14 protein-coding genes are annotated in these 19,399 nt (G+C 40.0%); 8 read left to right on the plus strand and 6 right to left on the minus strand.

Annotated features, from left to right (window positions below):
* Positions 1 to 312 precede the first annotated feature (312 nt).
* The 6 genes from BXO88_RS01085 to BXO88_RS01110 form a co-directional block, all read right to left on the minus strand.
* Positions 313 to 648 (minus strand): BrnA antitoxin family protein, encoded by a 336-nt coding sequence (locus BXO88_RS01085; RefSeq protein ID WP_242945120.1) that lies wholly within the window; start codon positions 646 to 648, stop codon positions 313 to 315.
* Complete coding sequence (locus BXO88_RS01090) at positions 626 to 919, minus strand: BrnT family toxin (RefSeq protein WP_078035923.1); 294 nt, start codon at positions 917 to 919, stop codon at positions 626 to 628. The genes BXO88_RS01085 and BXO88_RS01090 overlap by 23 nt, the downstream gene beginning before the upstream one ends.
* A gap of 229 nt (positions 920 to 1,148) precedes the next feature.
* Complete coding sequence (locus BXO88_RS01095) at positions 1,149 to 2,156, minus strand: glycoside hydrolase family 5 protein (protein WP_078035924.1); 1,008 nt, start codon at positions 2,154 to 2,156, stop codon at positions 1,149 to 1,151.
* Between the two features lie 12 nt (positions 2,157 to 2,168).
* A complete protein-coding gene (locus BXO88_RS01100) occupies positions 2,169 to 2,699 on the minus strand; it encodes a hypothetical protein (protein ID WP_078035925.1) in 531 nt (176 codons plus the stop codon).
* A gap of 12 nt (positions 2,700 to 2,711) precedes the next feature.
* Positions 2,712 to 3,008, minus strand: a complete 297-nt coding sequence (locus tag BXO88_RS01105) for an STAS domain-containing protein (protein WP_078035926.1) — start codon at positions 3,006 to 3,008, stop codon at positions 2,712 to 2,714.
* Between the two features lie 156 nt (positions 3,009 to 3,164).
* The gene (locus BXO88_RS01110; protein ID WP_078035927.1) at positions 3,165 to 4,187 is read right to left on the minus strand and encodes a LacI family DNA-binding transcriptional regulator; all 1,023 of its coding nucleotides are present in this window, start codon (positions 4,185 to 4,187) and stop codon (positions 3,165 to 3,167) included.
* A gap of 353 nt (positions 4,188 to 4,540) precedes the next feature.
* Between BXO88_RS01110 and BXO88_RS01115 the strand changes: the two genes are divergently transcribed.
* From BXO88_RS01115 to BXO88_RS01155, 8 genes are all read left to right on the plus strand, one after another.
* On the plus strand, positions 4,541 to 5,995 hold the full coding sequence (locus tag BXO88_RS01115; protein ID WP_078035928.1) for a 6-phospho-beta-glucosidase: 1,455 nt from the start codon (positions 4,541 to 4,543) through the stop codon (positions 5,993 to 5,995).
* Positions 5,996 to 6,170: 175 nt separating this feature from the next.
* Positions 6,171 to 8,069, plus strand: a complete 1,899-nt coding sequence (locus BXO88_RS01120; RefSeq protein WP_078035929.1) for a beta-glucoside-specific PTS transporter subunit IIABC — start codon at positions 6,171 to 6,173, stop codon at positions 8,067 to 8,069.
* A gap of 4,686 nt (positions 8,070 to 12,755) precedes the next feature.
* Complete coding sequence (locus BXO88_RS01130) at positions 12,756 to 13,367, plus strand: formate/nitrite transporter family protein (protein WP_078035931.1); 612 nt, start codon at positions 12,756 to 12,758, stop codon at positions 13,365 to 13,367.
* A 447-nt stretch (positions 13,368 to 13,814) separates the two neighbouring features.
* Positions 13,815 to 15,611 (plus strand): ATP-binding protein, encoded by a 1,797-nt coding sequence (locus tag BXO88_RS01135; RefSeq protein WP_078035932.1) that lies wholly within the window; start codon positions 13,815 to 13,817, stop codon positions 15,609 to 15,611.
* A gap of 312 nt (positions 15,612 to 15,923) precedes the next feature.
* Positions 15,924 to 17,072: an ABC transporter substrate-binding protein gene (locus BXO88_RS01140; protein ID WP_078035933.1), complete on the plus strand. Its 1,149-nt coding sequence runs from the start codon at positions 15,924 to 15,926 to the stop codon at positions 17,070 to 17,072.
* Between the two features lie 217 nt (positions 17,073 to 17,289).
* On the plus strand, positions 17,290 to 18,069 hold the full coding sequence (locus BXO88_RS01145; protein ID WP_078035934.1) for an ABC transporter permease: 780 nt from the start codon (positions 17,290 to 17,292) through the stop codon (positions 18,067 to 18,069).
* Positions 18,066 to 18,677: an ATP-binding cassette domain-containing protein gene (locus tag BXO88_RS01150; RefSeq protein ID WP_078035935.1), complete on the plus strand. Its 612-nt coding sequence runs from the start codon at positions 18,066 to 18,068 to the stop codon at positions 18,675 to 18,677. The genes BXO88_RS01145 and BXO88_RS01150 overlap by 4 nt, the downstream gene beginning before the upstream one ends.
* 38 nt (positions 18,678 to 18,715) lie before the next feature.
* A complete protein-coding gene (locus tag BXO88_RS01155) occupies positions 18,716 to 19,327 on the plus strand; it encodes a Uma2 family endonuclease (protein ID WP_078035936.1) in 612 nt (203 codons plus the stop codon).
* Positions 19,328 to 19,399: the final 72 nt, after the last annotated feature.

Genomic DNA, 19,399 nt, shown 5'->3' on the forward strand with positions numbered 1-19,399 from the left:
CCGAAGATAATCTTACAATAATACTTGTATGGACCTTGCTCTTTAGAAAAAATAATAGAATTGCTGTCAGCCGCATACCGTAGCCCTGAGCTTTCTACCGTACGCAGCAGGTAAACAGCAACTCGACCTACAAATGCCACAAACAAGGCACTTAAGGCAGTGAAAAAGTGTTCAAAGAGATAATCTTCGAAGAATCGAAAAGAATTCACAAACCCCGGCAACCGATATGGTTCCGGGGTTTTTCTTTTTGGAGAATATGATTTCTAATAAAAAGGGGAACCGGATTGTTCCGATTCCCCTTCAAGTATGCATTTATTTCATCAACATTTCTGTAAGTTCGGGATTATCCAAAGCCTTTTCGATAATCTTTGCCAAAACGCTGGTATAACCTTTTCCTAAAGCCTTAGCTTTTCGAACTGCTCTCGGAGATAATCTCAGAGTTACATTCTGTTTTTGATTACTTTCACGTTCCTCTTTGATAAGTTCAGACACCCTTCTGAACTGTGAAAGCTCTTCTTTGGAAAGAATTGGATTATCTTCATCGAATACATATTCAGTCTTTTCTGCCTCTTTCAGCATATTTAACTGTTCGTTTGTAAGCCCTGCGGATACATCTATTTTTTTTCTAATAGTAGCCATAGTATTCATCCCTCTCTTCCTTTTCAGCTTTTCTTGCAGATATTAAACGGATAACCTTATCATCATTTCTCATGGTATAAGAAACAACGATGACCATGAGGTGTCCATTGATTGCTCCGATAACCTTAAAGCGATCCTCATCTTCACTGTGCTTTCCATCAAACTTTTCTATACGGCGATCGTCACCAAAGACATGCGCTGCCGTAGAAAAATCGATTTTATGTTTCTTGATATTTGTTTTTTCTTTTTGGTCATCCCATTCAAATATTAGTTCTTCCATAGATTAATCATACATTTTGCAACACAATAATGCAATGCAATTTTGCATTCCTGCCGTCACCGAGAGCCCTGGGCTGCTCCCGGTAAGAAACAGGTAATAAGCAAAAACTTCTAAAAATGGCGGAATTTCAAGCTTTTCGTCATACCCTCAGTTCTCAAAGAGATAATTTTTTCTCACGAAAAAGAGAATACCAAAAAGCTCTCCGGTTTTCCGGAGAGCTTTTTTATCTTTAATTACGTTTTTTAATAAGGTCTCTGACCCATAATCCTACCGATGTAAGATCTCCATCGTTGATGGTGCGTGAAGGGGCATAGGACGTCGTGAAAAGTGCAGAGGTTTCAGCTTTATTGGATAGATTCCATACTGCGAAGCTAATACCCTTGTCTTCTAACAGACGGAACCATACAGCTGCAGACTCAAAATCCGCATATCCGCTTCCACTGGCTTCGGAAATGCCGCATTCGGAAACGAAAACAGGAAGACCTCTGTTTAGCGCCTCTGTCAGCACATCCTGCAGATCCTTACGGTGAGTTGAAACGTAGAAGTGAAGAACATACATTATGTTGTCATAGGCTAAAGGTCTGTCAGCTGCATCCAGAAGCTTCTGGGAATAGAATGGTGTTCCTACAAGTATGACAGAATCCGGGCTGTTCTTTCGTATGACCGGAACGACCTCATTTGCATAATTATATATATCAGACCAGCTTGTAGAGCCGTTAGGCTCATTGCATATCTCGTAGATGATGTTGGGGCTGTCCTTGTATCTGGAGCTGACCAGATCAAAAAATGCAAGTGCTTCGTTCTTATGCATATTAGGATCGTAATCTTCCAGGATATGCCAGTCAACTATCACATACATATCATTTGCGATAGCGTAGTCGATTCCCTTTAGAAGAAGAGTGAGATTCTCTGAAGGGTTTCTCGTATATTCTGCGGAATACATGGCGAGTCTTATGAGATCACAGTCCCAGTCCGAGGAAAGCTGTCTGAAGAAATCTTCGTTGATAAATCCCGGAAACCATGAAAGCCCATGGGTGCTGAGTCCTCTCAACATCACGGGCTTTCCGTACTTATCTAAAAGTTTCGTTCCATTTACCGATAGCTTTCCGTTAACGGAAGGTCTGGGTTTTGCCAATGTCTCTGACTGTGATGCATAGCAAGTGGTTTTAACATATAAGCTACCAAGTAAAACTGCAGTCAGTAAAAGCATCGAAAAAAATCGAATTATTCTTTTCATGCCTCTGGAAACTCAGAATACCTTTTCAACTACCATACGAACCTTTCCGTTCTTGATTCTCACTCTTACATCGGAAGCAAGGTTCGCAATGACTGATTTTTCCATATTATCAAGTGCCACACTCGGATCAGGATTCTCTTTGATTTCTTTCTTGTAGCTGTCAAGGGACCAGCTGTAGCCTTCTTCAGCCTTTCCGCCTACTCCTCGACGGAAAATTCTTGCGATCTTTTGTCCGAGACCGAGATCTGCCTCATTTTTTCCGGTGGTGGAAAGAGAAAGAAGTGTGCTCTTCTCTGAGACATTGGTGTCTACATCAGCTTCAAGAATGATTTTATATTTATTGCCCTCGCCTTCGGCCCAGAATTTAGCATTGAAATCGGTAACAACCAGACGAACCATAGCTAAGACTTCCTCTGCGAGAAGTCTCAGATGTAAAGTGTTGTTACGTGAAAGTGCCTGACCATCTGCCAGACCTTCAACCTGATCCAGCGCAAGCTGCATGTTGGTGCCATTGGAATCAAGTACAACTACATTTGTCTTCATAGCTTTCCTCCTTTATTCAATCGTCATGATGGAAGAAAAGCCCGTAACCTCCATTATTTCTAGCACGTTTTCATTGAGATTTCTGAGCTTCATAGTTCCGTTGCCCTGTATCTTCTTCTGAGCGGAGAGAAGCGTACGTAATCCGGCAGATGACACATAGTCCAAAGCGGTAAAATCAAAAATCAACTCATTTGTGCCATCCAGGATCTCGCCGAGCTTAGCTTCAAGTTCCGGAGCTGTGATGGTATCAAGCCTGCCGGTCAGAGATACAGTAGTCGTTCCATCCGTTTTTTCTGTTTTGATTGTCATGTCGGATCTCCTTTTCTGATGATTATTTTTCTTTATTTTAACTTTTTGGAAAAAACTCTTCAATCTAACTTCGTAAAAAATCACCAAAATATAAGAGAATTTGGAAAAATAACACTAGAAGATATTGACAAAAAAACTACGAAATCTTCGAGTCTTTCAAAGCTGATTTCCCTCCAGCAGAGTCTGGCCGGGAAGGATGCCTGTAGGTATCACGATATGTTTATTCGGGACAGGTTCTCCTTTTATGAGATGCATGAGCTGATCACAGGAACACTGTGCAAGGCGCTTTGTATTCTGCTGTACACTTGTGATGTTTACACTCTTGCAGGCAAGGGAAACGCCATCGAAACCGATGATACAAATGTCTTCAGGAACGTGCTTTCCCATGCTGATGGCACCGGTGTAAGCACCCAGTGCTCTCCAGTCGCTGATGGCAAAAACGCTGTCGAATTCAACACCCTTTGCGATGAGATAACGAATAGCTTCCCGGCTGTCTGTGAAACCATCCTTTGTGCTCTCTATTTCGACGATGTTTTCTTCAGTAAGTTCTATACCTGAGCGCTTGAATTCTTCAAAAAATCCCTGTTTACGTTCCTTGCTCCTTATACTTCTTCTGGTGCTCATAAGCATGATGGGGTGCTTGCAGTTCTGATTCAAAAGTGCTCTTGCAGCAAGACATCCAGAGACATACTGGTCACTTGTGACAGTGCATATGTCATCTGTGTAGGGAGATGAATCATTACAATCTATCCATACGTGAGGAAGAGAAGGATCTAGTATGTCTTTGATGGAAAGATAATCGCCGCTGATGATTATGATGCCGGAAACATTGGAATCATAAAGTGTCAGAAGAGAGTCTCTCAGGCTAAAACGACCACGTTCCATACTGCAATTTATGACAGTATAATCATAATCTGCCATGAAATTGATGATCTCATTCAGGAGGCTTGCGAAGTAATCCTGATTGCTGACACTTGTGATGACGCCTATCTTTTTTCGGGTTCCGGAAGTAGTCTTTTCAGGTATCTTGTAGTTTGAATTTAGGCAGGCTTCCAGCACCTTTTTTCTGGTGGTTTCTGAAACCTTGGGATCATTATTCAGAGCTCTCGAAACTGTGGCGGTGGAAACTCCACAAAGCTCGGCTATGGATTTAACGGATACATTCTTTTTCTTGCTCATATGATTATTCCTGTCATATTCGGATTTATAGGATGATAGCTGCTGTTTTATGCTGTGGATTTGAAAAATATCATTTATAGAATTTTATCTGTAAAGGGATAATATTTCTCTATAAAAACAGAAAAATTCATTATCAGTTGGATATCACCCGTTAGAAATATGATATCACATAAAATGTAACGTTACATAGAAAAGTTGCATAAAATGTAAAAAATATATTGTAAGAAATAACGAAATGGCAAAAACAAGCAAGGAATTCGTTGAAAATATACAAAAATGAAACTAATATGTAACTATAACATAACAAAATCCGATGTAACGTTACATCGATGGAGATAAAGAAAGGGGAAAGGATGACGAGTAAAGGATTTCCTGAAGGATTTCTCTGGGGAGGAGCCACAGCGGCAAATCAGTGCGAAGGTGGTTATGATCAGGGAGGAAGAGGCCTCAGCAGTGTGGATGTGGTTCCCTTCGGACCTGATCGTATGAAGGTGGCCAGAGGAGAACTGAAGATGCTTTCCTGCGAGGAAGGATACAGTTATCCGTCACATGAAGCTATAGATATGTATCATCATTACGAAGAGGATATAAAACTCTTCGCGGAAATGGGCTTCAAGTGCTACAGGCTCTCCATTGCATGGACCAGAATCCTTCCTAACGGAGACGATGACACTCCAAATGAGGCCGGACTCCAGTTTTACGAGGATATTTTCGCACTCTGCAAAAAGTATAGTATAGAACCATTGGTAACTATTGATCATTTTGATACACCAATAGCTCTTATAGAGAAATACGGTGGTTGGCGTGACAGAAGGATGATAGATGCCTATGTGAAATATTGCGGGGTGATCTTCAACAGATACAAGGATCTGGTCAAATACTGGATCACGTTTAATGAGATAAACATGCTCCTTCATATGTCCTTTATGGGAGCTGGAATCGTGTTTAACGAGGGTGAAGACAGACAGAACGTTTTATACAATGCTGCCCACTATGAGCTTCTCGCAAGTGCAAAGGCGGTAAAGCTTGCTCATGAGATCATGCCGCAGTGCATGATGGGATGCATGCTGGCAGCCGGTCAGTTCTATCCTTACTCACCTGATCCCAAGGATATTTGGGACGGATTTGAGAAGGACAGAGACAATTACTTCTTTATAGACGTTCAAGCCCGCGGAAGCTATCCGGTATGGGCATGGAAACGCATGGAGGCAGCAGGGGTCAAGCTTGACCTGCAGGAAGGGGATAAGGAGATTCTTCAGGCAGGTACAGTTGACTATATTTCATTCAGCTACTATGCGTCCAGATGTACGACAGCAGATCCTGAGATATTTGAAAAACATCAGAGACCCGGAAATGCTGTATTCAGGGCGGTAGTGAACCCGTATCTCAAAAATACAGAGTGGGGATGGCAGATCGATCCGCTGGGACTCAGAGTCACCATCAACACACTTTATGATCGCTACCAGAAACCATTGTTTATAGTAGAGAACGGTCTCGGAGCTACAGATAAGGTGGAAGAGGATGGAAGCATTCACGATCCGTATCGTATCGATTATATGCGTCAGCATATTGAGGCTATGAGAGATGCTGTCAATGTCGACGGAATTCCGGTTCTCGGCTACACCTCATGGGGCTGTATAGACCTTGTTTCTGCATCGACAGGAGAGATGAAAAAGCGTTACGGCATGATCTATGTTGATAAGGACAATGAAGGAAACGGAACCTTAAAGAGATCCCGTAAAGACAGCTTTTACTGGTACAAAAAGGTAATAGAAACAAACGGTGCAGATCTCAGCTGGGATAAGTGATAAAAGAATAAATATTATCCTGTTTAAAAAAAGAGGATAAAAACGTTGTATAGCAGATATGTTGGTTAAAGACGTTTGAAATTTTACGGTATTTATCATTGAAGGAGACAATGATACTTATAAATAAAATTCTATCCGAAAGGATAGAAATAAAAATATTAAAGGGGAGAAAAACATGAATTACAGAGAATTGGCTGCCACCATTATCGAGAACGTTGGCGGCAAGGAAAATGTTAATCAGGTCGTACACTGTGCGACGAGACTTCGCTTCCGTCTCAAGGACGACAGCAAGGCAAAGACAGATGTACTGAAGAAAACAAATGGTGTACTTTCTGTTATCAATGCAGGAGGTCAGTATCAGATCGTTATCGGCCCTGATGTAGCTCAGGTCTATCAGGAAGTGGTTGACCTTGGCGGATTTGAAGCAATGGCACAGGTTCCTGATGATGAGCCTAAGAAGGATCAGAATAAGCTGAGCGCAGCCCTTGAGTTTATCGCAAGTATGTTCCAGCCTATCATCCCGCCTATCACAGCAGGCGGTCTTATCAAGGCTATCATGGCACTTCTTGTGACTCTGAATATGCTCGATAAGACAACTCAGACCTATGCCTTACTTAACGCATTTGCTGATGCACCATTCTATTTCCTTCCTATATTACTTGCATCAAGTACAGCAAAGAGATTTAAATGTAACCAGTTCATGGCTATGACTCTTGGCGGTATACTCATTTATCCGTCATTCATCACCATGGTATCTGAGGCGAAGGCAGCAGGCGCAGGAATAGCGATGTTCGGAATTCCTATCACACTTGCAAGCTACAGTTCATCAGTTATCCCTATCATCCTCGGCGTATGGTTCATGTCCTATGTTGAGAAGTTCATGAACAAGGTTTCGCCAAAGGCCATCAAGTTCTTCTCTGTACCTATGGTTTCACTGGTGGTTTCAGGTATCGTGACACTTTCAGTTCTCGGACCTATAGGAACATGGGTAGGTAATCTTCTTGCAGCATTCTTCACATGGCTCAATGCTACAGCCGGCTGGGCAGTACCTACACTTGTGGGAACATTATCACCGCTCCTTGTTATGACAGGAACACACTATGGACTTATCCCTATCGGTGTAAACAATCTTGCAACAACAGGCTTCGATACAGTAGTTGGCCCTGGAATGCTTGCTTCAAACGTAGCACAGGGTGCAGCAGGTTTCGCAGTTGCGGTTCGTTCAAAGAATAAGCAGACAAAGGAGCTCGCAGCTTCAGCAGGTCTTACAGGCGTACTTGGTATCACAGAGCCGGTACTCTATGGTATAAATCTTAAGTTCATCTATCCTTTGATCGGTGCGATGATCGGTGGTTTCTCAGGCGGACTTTACATGGGAATCACAGGTACAGGACGTTTTGCAGCAGGTTCACCGGGACTTCTGGTACTTCCTGGATATATCGGCGGTGAAGGAATGACAAACTTTGTCAATGCCTGCATCGGTACAGGTGTGGCTGTAGCCGTATCATTTGTTGCCACATTTATACTCTTTGGAGTATATGCCCGTCAGGGAAAGCTTGATTCAGAGGAAACAGGCATTAAATCTAAAAAAGACGATGCATCTGTTGCAGAGAATGCAGAGTCACACGAAGATACAGATATAGTTTCTGTTGCAGATGGAAAGATCCTCGCGAAGGAAGAAATCAAGGATGAGATGTTCAAGGAAGAGGCTATGGGACAGACCATTGGTGTTGAGCCTGAGAACGGAATCATCGTTAGCCCTGCAAACGGAACATTGGAAATGGTTTATGAGACAGGACACGCATTTGCAGTAAGAACATCCAATGGCAGAGGATTGCTGGTACACATCGGAATAAATACAGTAGAGCTTAAAGGAAAAGGCTTTACACCACTTAAGAAGCAGGGAGAAGCTGTCAAGGCAGGAGAACCTGTAATTAAGGTAGATCTCGAAGCAGTAAAGAAATCAGGATATTCAATGCAAACATTTACAGTTGTGACAGAGACAGAAGATGGTGATGAGATCACATTCACGGCTTCCGGAAAGGTTACAAAGGGTCAGACTATCAATGCTTAAGCCGTAAAACCCCAAAAACTGAAGGGGTAAAATATGAAAAAACGGCAAAAAACAGTAAAAATCCGAGGTATTTAGAGAATATTCGAAAAAGGAAAAAGCTGTAAAACAAAATTAAAAGAGATAGGTCTATATTATGACCTGTTAAAAGAGGATCGATCAGAAACCAAAAAATGGCTCTGATCGGTCTTTTTTTGTTGTAAAGGTAATAGACAAGTGAAAACTGTAAGGATAATGGCGTAAAAAACATGTAAAATAGAGGGGGTGTATACAGAAAAGTCTGAAAAAATCGGAAAATTAAAAGAAGCATAGATTAATTAAATTCATACAATTAGCCGCAAAGAATTAAGAAAAACGCATCAAATTGAGGCTATATGGGATTTTTTGAAAGCGTAAGAATAAAGAAAATGAAAATCCATCACCTTTGACTTTTTTTAAAATCTCAATCCAGAGCAAGGAGAGAGGAAAGTGTGAATCAGCCAAAAAGAAGAACGTATGTATCTGTATTGAAATGGTGAATTTATGCTATACAAATAGAAAGCGTAAAAAAGCACGGAATTACGTAATCTGGACAAAATTTACAAAGCAGATAATTTTGAAAATGATGAAGAAAAGAAATGAATTGAAATTTTGGAAGACACAGGAAATATGTAAAGTACTTGAAAAATTAGTTCGTAGAAAAATTGAAAAATTAAACGAATTTAAGAATGGGTTAAGGGGATAAAATTTTCAGGTTTTTTAAAAAATGTATGAGGAAGCAGTAAGAAGAGCTCGAAGCGTATGATATGGGCGTTGATTTGATAGGGACTTAATAGGGTAAAAAGCCACAAAACGTCTAGAAAGCGCATAAAACCGTGCTTTCTAGAGTTAAAAGGATAAGACATACAGAAAAAAGCAAAAAGTGATGAGAGAAGAGACGTTAAGGAAATGGTAGTTCCAAAAACAAGTGTTTTTTATCCCCTTAAGAAAGCAAACAGAATATTTCGGAAAAAACATCGTGGGGTAGGATAAAGATAGCTGTGAATAAGAAGATATAGGCAGCTTGGTTCCGGTTCTGAAAGATATAAACAGGGACAATTTTAAAAACCCAAAAAGAGTAAATTTACTGAAGGCTGTGAAGATACAAACAAAGCGCTATATAAAAAGAAATGAAAGTAAATATGAATGAACAGATGAAATTGATCCTGAACTGCTGAAAAAAGGTAAAGGGTATCAAATTCGAATGATAATGCATAAAATTTTTCAGTATGCATAAAGGCAGTGAAGGATTCCGGTGTTAATGAGACACGTATGAAAACGGAAATATGAGAAAAATGGAAATACACCATTAATGATAAATCGAAATAAAAATAAAGGAAAAATGAGAGAAAGAAATTAAAATGCATACAAAATTGCAGAAAAATAACAAAACACAGAAAGTAAATGGACGTTTACATGGTTTGGGAGTATGAGGCATAAGTGACTGGAATATACTCTGATCTACATGAAAAAAAGTAATTAGAAGCAAATAGTATTAAATAGTTGATTTAAATGATCTAAATTTACGAATTATAAAAGTGATAAGAAAATCTTTGAAAAATCAGAGATTTGCGGCATAAAAAGAAAAATGGATGAAAAAATGTCCGGGAACCGGAAAATAAGGGGATAGTATTTTAAAAATGGAAAAATATATACCATATGTAAAGGAACATGGAGGAATGAGGAAAGTACAAAATACGTATGTTAAATATTTAAGTATTTAAAGGTGAAGATAGAACAGTAAAAATGAGAAATTTCTGAAATGATAAAAAAGGGATTAAATTTATAAAAAGTTTAGAAAATTCAACACAAAATGTGTTCATACAGATGGAAAATTTTTATTCTTCGTATAATCGTAAGCTTCGGTAAAAGATATAAATCTCTGATTCTTTATTTTGGAATTGAGGTACTGAAAATGTGGATGAATACATGCTCCTGATTAGGATAAAAAGATACCTCTATAGTGAAAAATAAATGCATAAAGGATATAAAAATAATGAATAATGTAGGTTGAATAAGGTGCAAGCAGGTACAAATATCAAAAGATAAAAATATACTTGTTAAGCATGAATGAGAGTAAAAATGGAAATAATCGACAATTTATGTATAACTGTTTAAAAAGCAAAAAACTTTTTTTAAATAGGCCCCGATATATAGATCCTGAAAGGTGAAATGATTAAATCAGGCAGTGAAAAATATATGATCCAGGTACAGCTGAAAGTTAAGAAATAGGGAATTATAAGAATCGAAAAAATACGATGTTCTATAAAGCACACAAAAACAAGCTTTTTTGGACCTTATTACAAGCAGAGGGCAACTACATCGTATACGAGCGAAATGAAGGGCGTTTTGAACCCTAAAAATAATTGATTTTGCTGCATGATCTAATGTGAAAAATGTATTTATTTCGTGGATGAAATTTTCATGAGGCGCACGGAGGACTTTTCGCGACGCAAAATAGAAATTTGCTCCAGAAAATGACAAAATCGCGACAAATACTTAAAATTTATAAAAAAATAAAAACAATTAAGAAAATCATTTGGTTAAGGCGTAATACTAACAAGCTTCCGGTTTTTTGATGAGGATATTAATTATTTTTGGGATATACGCAAGATAATTTGTGTTTAAGGGATAAAGTATTATCTAAATTAAATAATTTACTGTTGAAATAAATGAAATGTCATAAAACTTGTTTTTCAGAATACTCTTAAAAAGCCACCTTGTTTTAGAGCTGATTATCATTTTAAAAGTATAGAAAACAATAAATGCATCAGATAAAAAATCTATTTATAAAATATAAAGAAATAACGTGGGAAAACAAACTTAAAAGTATAATAAAAATTAGTAAAACAAATATAGAAGAATAATAAAAAGGGTATAGGAATGATGATTTTTTATAGTATTCAGAATCTATCTAAATAATAATTTTTTAGATTTAAAAAAATATAGAGTTTCTGTTCCATAAAACAGAAAAGCAAAAATACAGTATAAAAGTTAAGTGGAAAAATGTGATTTTATAAAAGGCATATTGGTGAAAACATATATATATTAATTCTTCCTTTTTAACGATTTTTTTGATAAGGAAAGGTGCATAATCCGGAAATGGATAAATTTTCCCTAAGAGCGGAGAAAGGTATGATGATTTAAGAGAACGAGTGTGCTGATTTATATATCGAAAATGGATGGTTTTTTGACCAGAGAAGAACAAAATCCGGGAGAAATCCGGAAAATACAGGACTTTTTACTATAGAAAAGATTTTTAACAGTGACAAACGCAAAATAATGAAATAATTAGCTTTTGTTTTACTTTAATACGCTTAGAAAAACGGTGAAAAAATGCATGCTTAAATAGCTTGGAATACCATATAGGAAATAATGTTTTAAAGTGGATTATGATGACTGCTTGTTAATAAAAAGAAATATAAAGATGACTTTTCTTCAGGAAATACGTGCATCTACAATAAATTGTGATAGCGAATTTTTGGATTTAATTAACACTTAGCTGATTTATGGGGGATAAAAAACAAAAAAAGCAAAAACATCATCAAATTTAACTGATATGGTAAGAGACATATTACTCGAAACTCAGGTTATTTGTGTGTTGATAAATTACATATATCTGTTAATGGGTGTCGAAAGGATCAAAAACCGAGGAAAAGCTTTGCTCCTAAAAGTGCGGAAAACCATAGCAAAAAACAATATTATTAAGTGAAAATAGGGATTTAATGGCCTGCATCCGGAACCTGAGAGATTAATATGCTAAGTGCAAAAAATTATTTTGCAGCATGAAAATACAGAAATTAAGAATATGAATTGTGGATAAATCAACTAAAAATGTGGAAAAGTCAGTAGGGATAAAAATAAAGGAAGAGATTTGAGCTAATCGGTAAAAAATGTCTGTTTTAAGAGAAGAATTTAAGAGTTATTCTGAAAAGCTACCGGAAAAAACCGGAGACTGTATTGCAAACACCTGAGTAAAAGAGCCTGTTATTTGCAGTCTTTCATTATAAAGTGGAAAAAATGTAAATTTTACATTGTATATATAAACTCAGAAAATCTGATATTTGGATGAGAAAAGCTCAGAAAATTACGCGAAAACGAGAGTTACAGAAGAAATGATTTTATATTATGTGGATTTTATAGTGCAGTAAAGGGAAGAAAGTCTCAGATTATTTCAAGTGATTGAAAGATACATCATTTGTCTGGAAACAATTATTTCTTTACCCAAAATGTATTCATCTGTAAGATGATTTTATTGAACTAAAGGATGAAAATATTTCAGAAGAGACCTGCAGGATCGAAGTAGAACCAACTTGTTTAGAGGAAGGACTGATTTTTATTTAATACACATTGTTAATTTTGTAGCATTGATGCCTCTGATATGCTACTCTTAGCACACTGTATACAAAAAGGTTAGTGTAACCTAATGCTGACCTGAGAATTAGACTATATGAGAGATATTACTCAGAAGATAATATGTAGACAAATCATATTTTCTACTGTTACAGATCGGGCAGACTTTGCTTTGCGTTTTTATCAGTTAAAATAATTCTGTACTGTTAGAGATAAGATCCACGTAATATTCAGAAAAATCAGAATCGATTTATCATTTCATAGGCAGTTCGATCAGAGTATAAAAATAGGAGTAAGAAATAGGATATGGAGAACAAAATGAATTATTTTAAGATATTGATATCAGCTGTGCTTGCGGGAATATGTATCGGACTCGGAGGAGTGGTGTTTTTATCGTTGGACAACAAGCTGGCTGGTTCCTTCTTCTTTACAACAGGACTGTTTGTGATCTGCAGCATGGGACTGCATCTCTTCACCGGAAAGGTGTGTTATATGTTTGATAATAACAGAGAGTATGTCTTGTCACTTCCTATAATATGGATCGGAAACCTTTTCGGGACCACATTGGTTGCAAAACTCGTTTCCTTCACAAGAATCTCTGGAATCGCACAGAAGGCAGCTGCTCTCTGTGAGACAAAAATGACAGATACTTATCTTAGTCTTTTCATATTAGGTATATTTTGCAACATGCTCATCTACATAGCTGTGGAAGGATATAAGATCATCCCGCATGAAACAGGCAAATATCTCGCTCTTTTCTTTGGTGTGATGGTATTTATACTTTGCGGCTACGAACACTGTGTGGCAGATATGTTTTATTTCTCGGCTTCAGACATGTGGAGCTTGGAGGCATTTCTTAGGCTCTTTATCATTACATTGGGTAATGCTGTGGGAGGAGTGTTGTTCCCCGTTCTCAGACACAATATATAGTTGAGGGCAGAACTTTTACCCCCTGATATCGAAAATCACATATAGATAATTAAAAAATAAGAGGGTGAAAGCGGAAAAAATCCGCTTTTTACCCTCTTTATTTTTGAACATATATTTGGAAATATGATGATTTCTTAACTATTATACATACAAGGGGGAGATTTAAGCGTTTTGGTGTAAACGTAAAAAGTGTGCAAAATGGATAAAAAATAAGGGATAAACGGAGCTGTAAATAAAATGTATTATAGCTAGTAAAAACGTGGTGTTGAGAAATACGGTCATATTTAACAGTATTATATTTATTTGTAATAAAAATATATCAAAATAGACCAAAAAGATGAGTTTTAGATATAGACGGTTTTTCAGAATGCGGTTATAATTCAAGAAAACAGCAAAATATTACCCCATAAAAGAGCTGTAGATTCAAGGGAGGATGAGGAGGCAGCTATGAAACTATACAAGAGACAGTATTATCTGAAAAAGATCCGTGAGTTTTATCAAGACAAAGAGCTGATAAAAGTCCTGACCGGAATAAGAGGAAGCGGAAAAACCTGTATGATGGAGATGATCATCAACGAGCTACGCTGGAGGGGCAATGCTGCAGTTAATCTTATCCACATCGATCTTGATACCAAGGAGTTCAGAAATATAAAGAACATCGAGAAGCTCCGCATCGCTATCAAGGAAAAGATGGTGCCCTCCAAGGATGGAACGATCTATCTTTTCATAGATGAGATACAGATGATAGATGATTTCGAAACACTTATCGAGACTCTATACAATGAAGGCAGATATTCCATTTTCCTGTCAGCTTCAAGCTCATACCTTTTGAGCGATACCTTTAGACAGAAGTTTGAGGATCACTACAAGGTATTCGAGATATTCCCGCTGTCTTATGCGGAATATGAAGGCATGAAGGACTTCATGGGCATGAAGAAGGAAGAGAATCCTTTGCTGGAGTTCGTTCGCTACGTACATGATGGCGGACTTCCGAGGATTCTTCAGTGTGACAATGCTCAAGAGAAGCAGAAGTATATCCTTGGGGTGCTTGAAGAGATCTTCAAGAAGGATATAGCGAAGATGGAAAAGATCCGACATGTGGTATATTTCAAACAGGTACAGGAGTATATCATTGACACCTTCGGTGAAAGCATTAGTATGACCAGACTTACGGATTACTTCAGAAATTACGTGAGGATACCGGTGAAAAGAGAGACGCTGGAGAGGTATCTGGAGCTCCTTGAGAAGGCTAAGCTTGTATACAGGTGCAATCGTTTCGATATAAAGACCGAGAAAGAGCTTCAGGGTGATCAGAGATATTACCTTACAGATCTCGGATTCTATTTTGCGAAGAAGACAGATTCGAAGATCGACTACAGTCTCATCATGAAGAACATCATCTACATGTACCTGAGGAGCCGTGAGTACAACATCGCAACCGGAAGGATCGGAAAGAGGGAGTGCGATTTCGTGCTGGCTGATTTCGTAAGCGCAGATGAGCTGGGTTCTGACAGTGGACGTGAGGGCGCAAGAGCGTATAGGAGCGATAAGTCAAAGTCAGGAACAAAGGGTAACAAGGTGGTGGCTCAGGCAGTCAGCAAGAACTCGATCACAGAACGTATCAGGGAGTTCAAGGCCAGCAGAAGCGCTGCGGCTGCACCGGCACCAAAGACGGCGGCTACCGAGACAGTTGAGAGACCTCAGGACATCAACATAAATGTAAGGGTGGATGAAGAGAAAAATGTCTCTAACGGCATGTCAAGTGCTCTTCAGAAGTATCTGGAGTCCAGAAAACAGAGTGCGGCAGTAAATGGAAGAATGGGCGCTCAGGAGCGGGATGGAATGTCGGATGCAGAGGAAAAGACACGTACATTCGCAGGTGTTGAAACCGTAGAAGAGCCTGTATCTGAGTTCAAGGCCGAGATGAGACCTGAAAAAGAGACCATCGAGATGGACGATGAACTCTTTGAGCAGGCTGTAGGACTTGATGAGGATTATGACGAAGACATGATGGATGATGAAAGAGAAGAGGAGCCGGAGTTTGTTCTTACAAATTTCAGATACATCAAGTTCGCCATCACAACTGCAGACCCTTACAGAGAGCAGGTAGAGTATGCAGCTCTTGACAGCATCCGGGATAACTATCCGAAGTTCATGCTTACGCTGGATTCCAAGATTCAGGAGCATAACGACATAGTTCATCTCAATGCTATCGAAGCTTTAAAAGAGGAGAAGGAGTTTTAAACATATTTATGTGGCAGGTTTCCGAAGGGGACCTGCCACATGTTGTTTTTATGATGCTCCGGATCAAAAGCTCAATTTATTGCTTATGATCGTTATAATGTATTCTACTTTACACATTATTTAACAGAGGTATGCTTGATACCACTATGAAGTTGAAATATAATTTCTTCTAAACGCTGTATGATACCAGTGTTGGAAACTTTTTCGCAAAAGCGGATCAGAAAAACAGTGATGCCAGGCTTTATCGGAAACCTGACATTAAGTCCCTGACACCTTTTATTAAAGGCAGGAGCTCAGGTTTAGGAGGAAATTATGAAAAAGAATATGTTTTTAAACGGCATTCTTGCAGTATGTGCTGCAGGAATGATGCTTACAGGCTGCGGCAGTTCAACAACAGAAACTACCACAGCGGCAGCTACCACAGCGGCAGAGACAAACGCAGCACCTGAAACTGCAGCAGAGACTGAGGCTGTAATGAGTGCAGCAGAAGAGACTACAGCCGCAGAGAGCGCAGCAGAGCCAACAGAAGCTGCAAAGAGCGAGAGTCCAGCAGAGACTGAAGCATTTGGTGATACCGGAGAAGGCGCTATGAAGATCGGTTCACTGAAGGGACCTACAACCATGGGTCTCGTAAATCTCATGGATGAAGTTGAAAAGGGCGATAAGAGCGGCTATCTTTTTGAGATGCAGACTCAGCCTGACGTGATCCTTGGAAAGCTTGTATCAGGAGATCTGGATGTGGCACTCATTCCGGCTAACCTTGCGGCTATCGCTTATAACAAGACAAATCAGGGAGTAAGCGTCGTAGACATTAACACTCTGGGCGTGCTTTACTGCGTTACAGCTGATGAAAACATCAAGAGTGTGAAGGATCTTTCAGGAAAGACTGTGCTTTCAACAGGTCAGGGCGCAACACCTGAGTATGCTCTCAACTACCTTCTCGAGAAGAATGAAGTTACAGACTGTGATGTCCAGTTTAAGTCAGAGGCAACAGAGATCGCAGCAGCTCTCGGAAACGATCCGACACAGATCGCTATCCTTCCACAGCCATTTGTAACAGTTGCCATGGCTCAGAATCAGGATTTAAAGCTTGCGTTCTCACTTACAGATGAGTGGGATGCTGTTTCAGAGGATTCCAAGCTTCTCACAGGTGTTACAGTTGTGAGAAACGATTACCTCGAGGCCAACGAGGATGCTGTAAAGACATTCCTCGAGGATCACAAGGCAAGTACAGAGAAGGCTGTTTCAGATACAAAGAGCACTGCAGAGCTCGTGGCAAAGTATGGAATCATTGCCAAGGCTCCTGTAGCTGAAAAGGCACTTCCACAGTGCAACATCGTAGCTGTAACAGGCGATGAGATGAAGAAGGATCTTTCCGGATATCTGAAGGTTCTTTTTGACCAGAATCCAAAGTCAGTTGGCGGAAAGCTTCCTGAGGACGGTTTCTACTACGTAAAGTGATGACTGCAGGGGTCAGAGTTTTTTGATCTTCATTATGCATTCCTGAGAGATCATTTCTTCAACAGGATGACGTCCATCTGTATAATGTTTCCGTGGGAAACTACGGCGTGAATATGGTTATTTTAAGTGCCACAGTTCGGAACATTTAGTTCTTACTGTGGCGCTTTTTTGCTAAAATAAAAAGTACGTGTATTTGTGGCAAAAAACGTGGTGTGAAATGAGAGAACAACGAAGAAAAGGGCCTGAAGGCTCGATCAAAAAAATAGGAATCATTCTTTTCTGGATACTTGTGTGGCAGCTGCTCAGTATGACCATCCACAACAGTATCCTTCTGGCAGGCCCCGTTGAAGCGGTCATAGCCCTAAAACATATGATTTTAACGAGGGAATATTGGGATGCGATCATGTTCTCGCTTTTCAGGATCATAGGGGGCTTTTTCTTCGGCTCAACTCTCGGGATTATTCTCGCCTGGCTTTCCTATCGGGTGAGCCTCGTAGAGGATATCCTGCGCCCGTTCATATCGGTTGTGAAGGCGGTTCCCGTAGCGAGCTTCGTAATCATTCTGCTCATATGGGCAGGCAACAGGATATTATCCTTTTATATAAGTGCCCTGGTGGTGCTGCCGCTTCTCTATATCAACACACTCGGTGGACTCAAGGCAACTGACATTAAGCTCCTTGAGATGGCTGAAGTATTCAGGATACCCATGCTCCGACAGCTGAGACACATCTATCTCCCATCGGTCTACCCGTATCTTCACAGCGCATTTCAGACGGCGCTGGGCATGGCATGGAAAAGCGGCGTGGCTGCGGAGGTCATAGGACAGCCGCTGGGCTCCATGGGAAACGGACTGTATCAGTCGAAGATCTATCTTGAAACCGCTGATCTTTTTGCCTGGACCATCACTATAGTAGTGGTCTCATTCCTTGTGGAAAAACTGTTTCTGAAGATCGCAGGATACAGCATCGGACGCATGAAAAGGAGTCTGATTTTATGAAGATATATTTTAAAGATATAACAAAATCCTATGACGGAACTCCGGTGCTCGATCACGTGAATTTTTCCATCGATACCGGATCGGATGCCAGAGACATACTTCTCCGCGGACCATCAGGCATAGGGAAAACCACTCTTCTTAGGATCATTGCCGGTCTGGAAAAAGCAGACAGCGGAAGTGTGGAAATAAGTATGGGTGAAGCGGCTCATGGAGGAAGCGGCCTCAAGGTCGGGATGGTCTTTCAGGAAAACAGGCTTCTCGAGCATATGTCTTCGGTTGCCAATGTCTCTCTCGTGGACACTTCTGTCTCTGAACAGAGAGCCAGAAAGGCGCTTGGTGAGATTCTGCCTCCGGAAGCTCTGGACAAACCCGTAAGTGAACTATCCGGTGGTATGAAGAGAAGAGTGGCAATAGTAAGGGCCATGCTTCCGTTCTCAGACATACTCGTGATGGACGAGCCCTTCACCGGCCTTGATGCCGAGACCAGAGAAAGAGTCATCGATTACATCATGAGAAACAAAGGGAGGCGTCCGCTCATCATTGCAAGCCATGAAGTGGAGGGACTACCGAAAATGAGGGAGCTGGTATTGGAGCAAAAACAGCTCTGAAATCAGATAAGAAGATAAAAAAATAAGAGGTGAAAATAATGTACGAAATTGGACCATATACCATAGAGGACAATCAGAAAAGGGAGGACAGAACAGAGCTTATTGACGGTTACATCTATAAGATGAAGGCGAATCTTCCCATATACGGAGTATATCTCAGGAATCTCTACGGGATGATAATGCAGGCATGCAATGCATCGGATGAATATGCGAGAGCCTTCATGTATGTGGGAGTACGTATAGATAAGGACGATAAGACCTGCATAGTGCCTGATATCTGTATAGTAAGAGATGAAGAACAGGTTGCAGGAGGAAAGTTCGTTGAAGGCGCCCCCGATGTCACCATAGAGTTTCTGGGAAGTGACCTGGAGGACAGAAAGCGTGACCTTTTCCTGAAGCTCAACAAATACAGGGAGGCCGGAGTTAAGGAATACTGGATCATAGATGTGGAACACAAGGGACTTATGGTCTACGATTTCTCAGAGGTCACTCTGCCAAGACATTACAGCTTCGATGAGGAGGTTCCGGCGGGAAGCATTGTACCTGGATTCAGTATCGATTTTAAAGCGCTGGAAGAGAAAGTGAAGAAGTTCTATGAGATGGCTGAATTCACCAGAAAGATGAAGGAGAAGAAGGCTAAGCAGGGATGATTGCAGCCTGCCAGGCTGAAGCCTGTAATATCCCGAAAAGAATTTGTAATCAGCTGCCGCAAATCTGCCACA

It is taken from the genome of Oribacterium sp. C9, assembly GCF_002007235.1.
Lineage (GTDB): Bacteria > Bacillota > Clostridia > Lachnospirales > Lachnospiraceae > Oribacterium.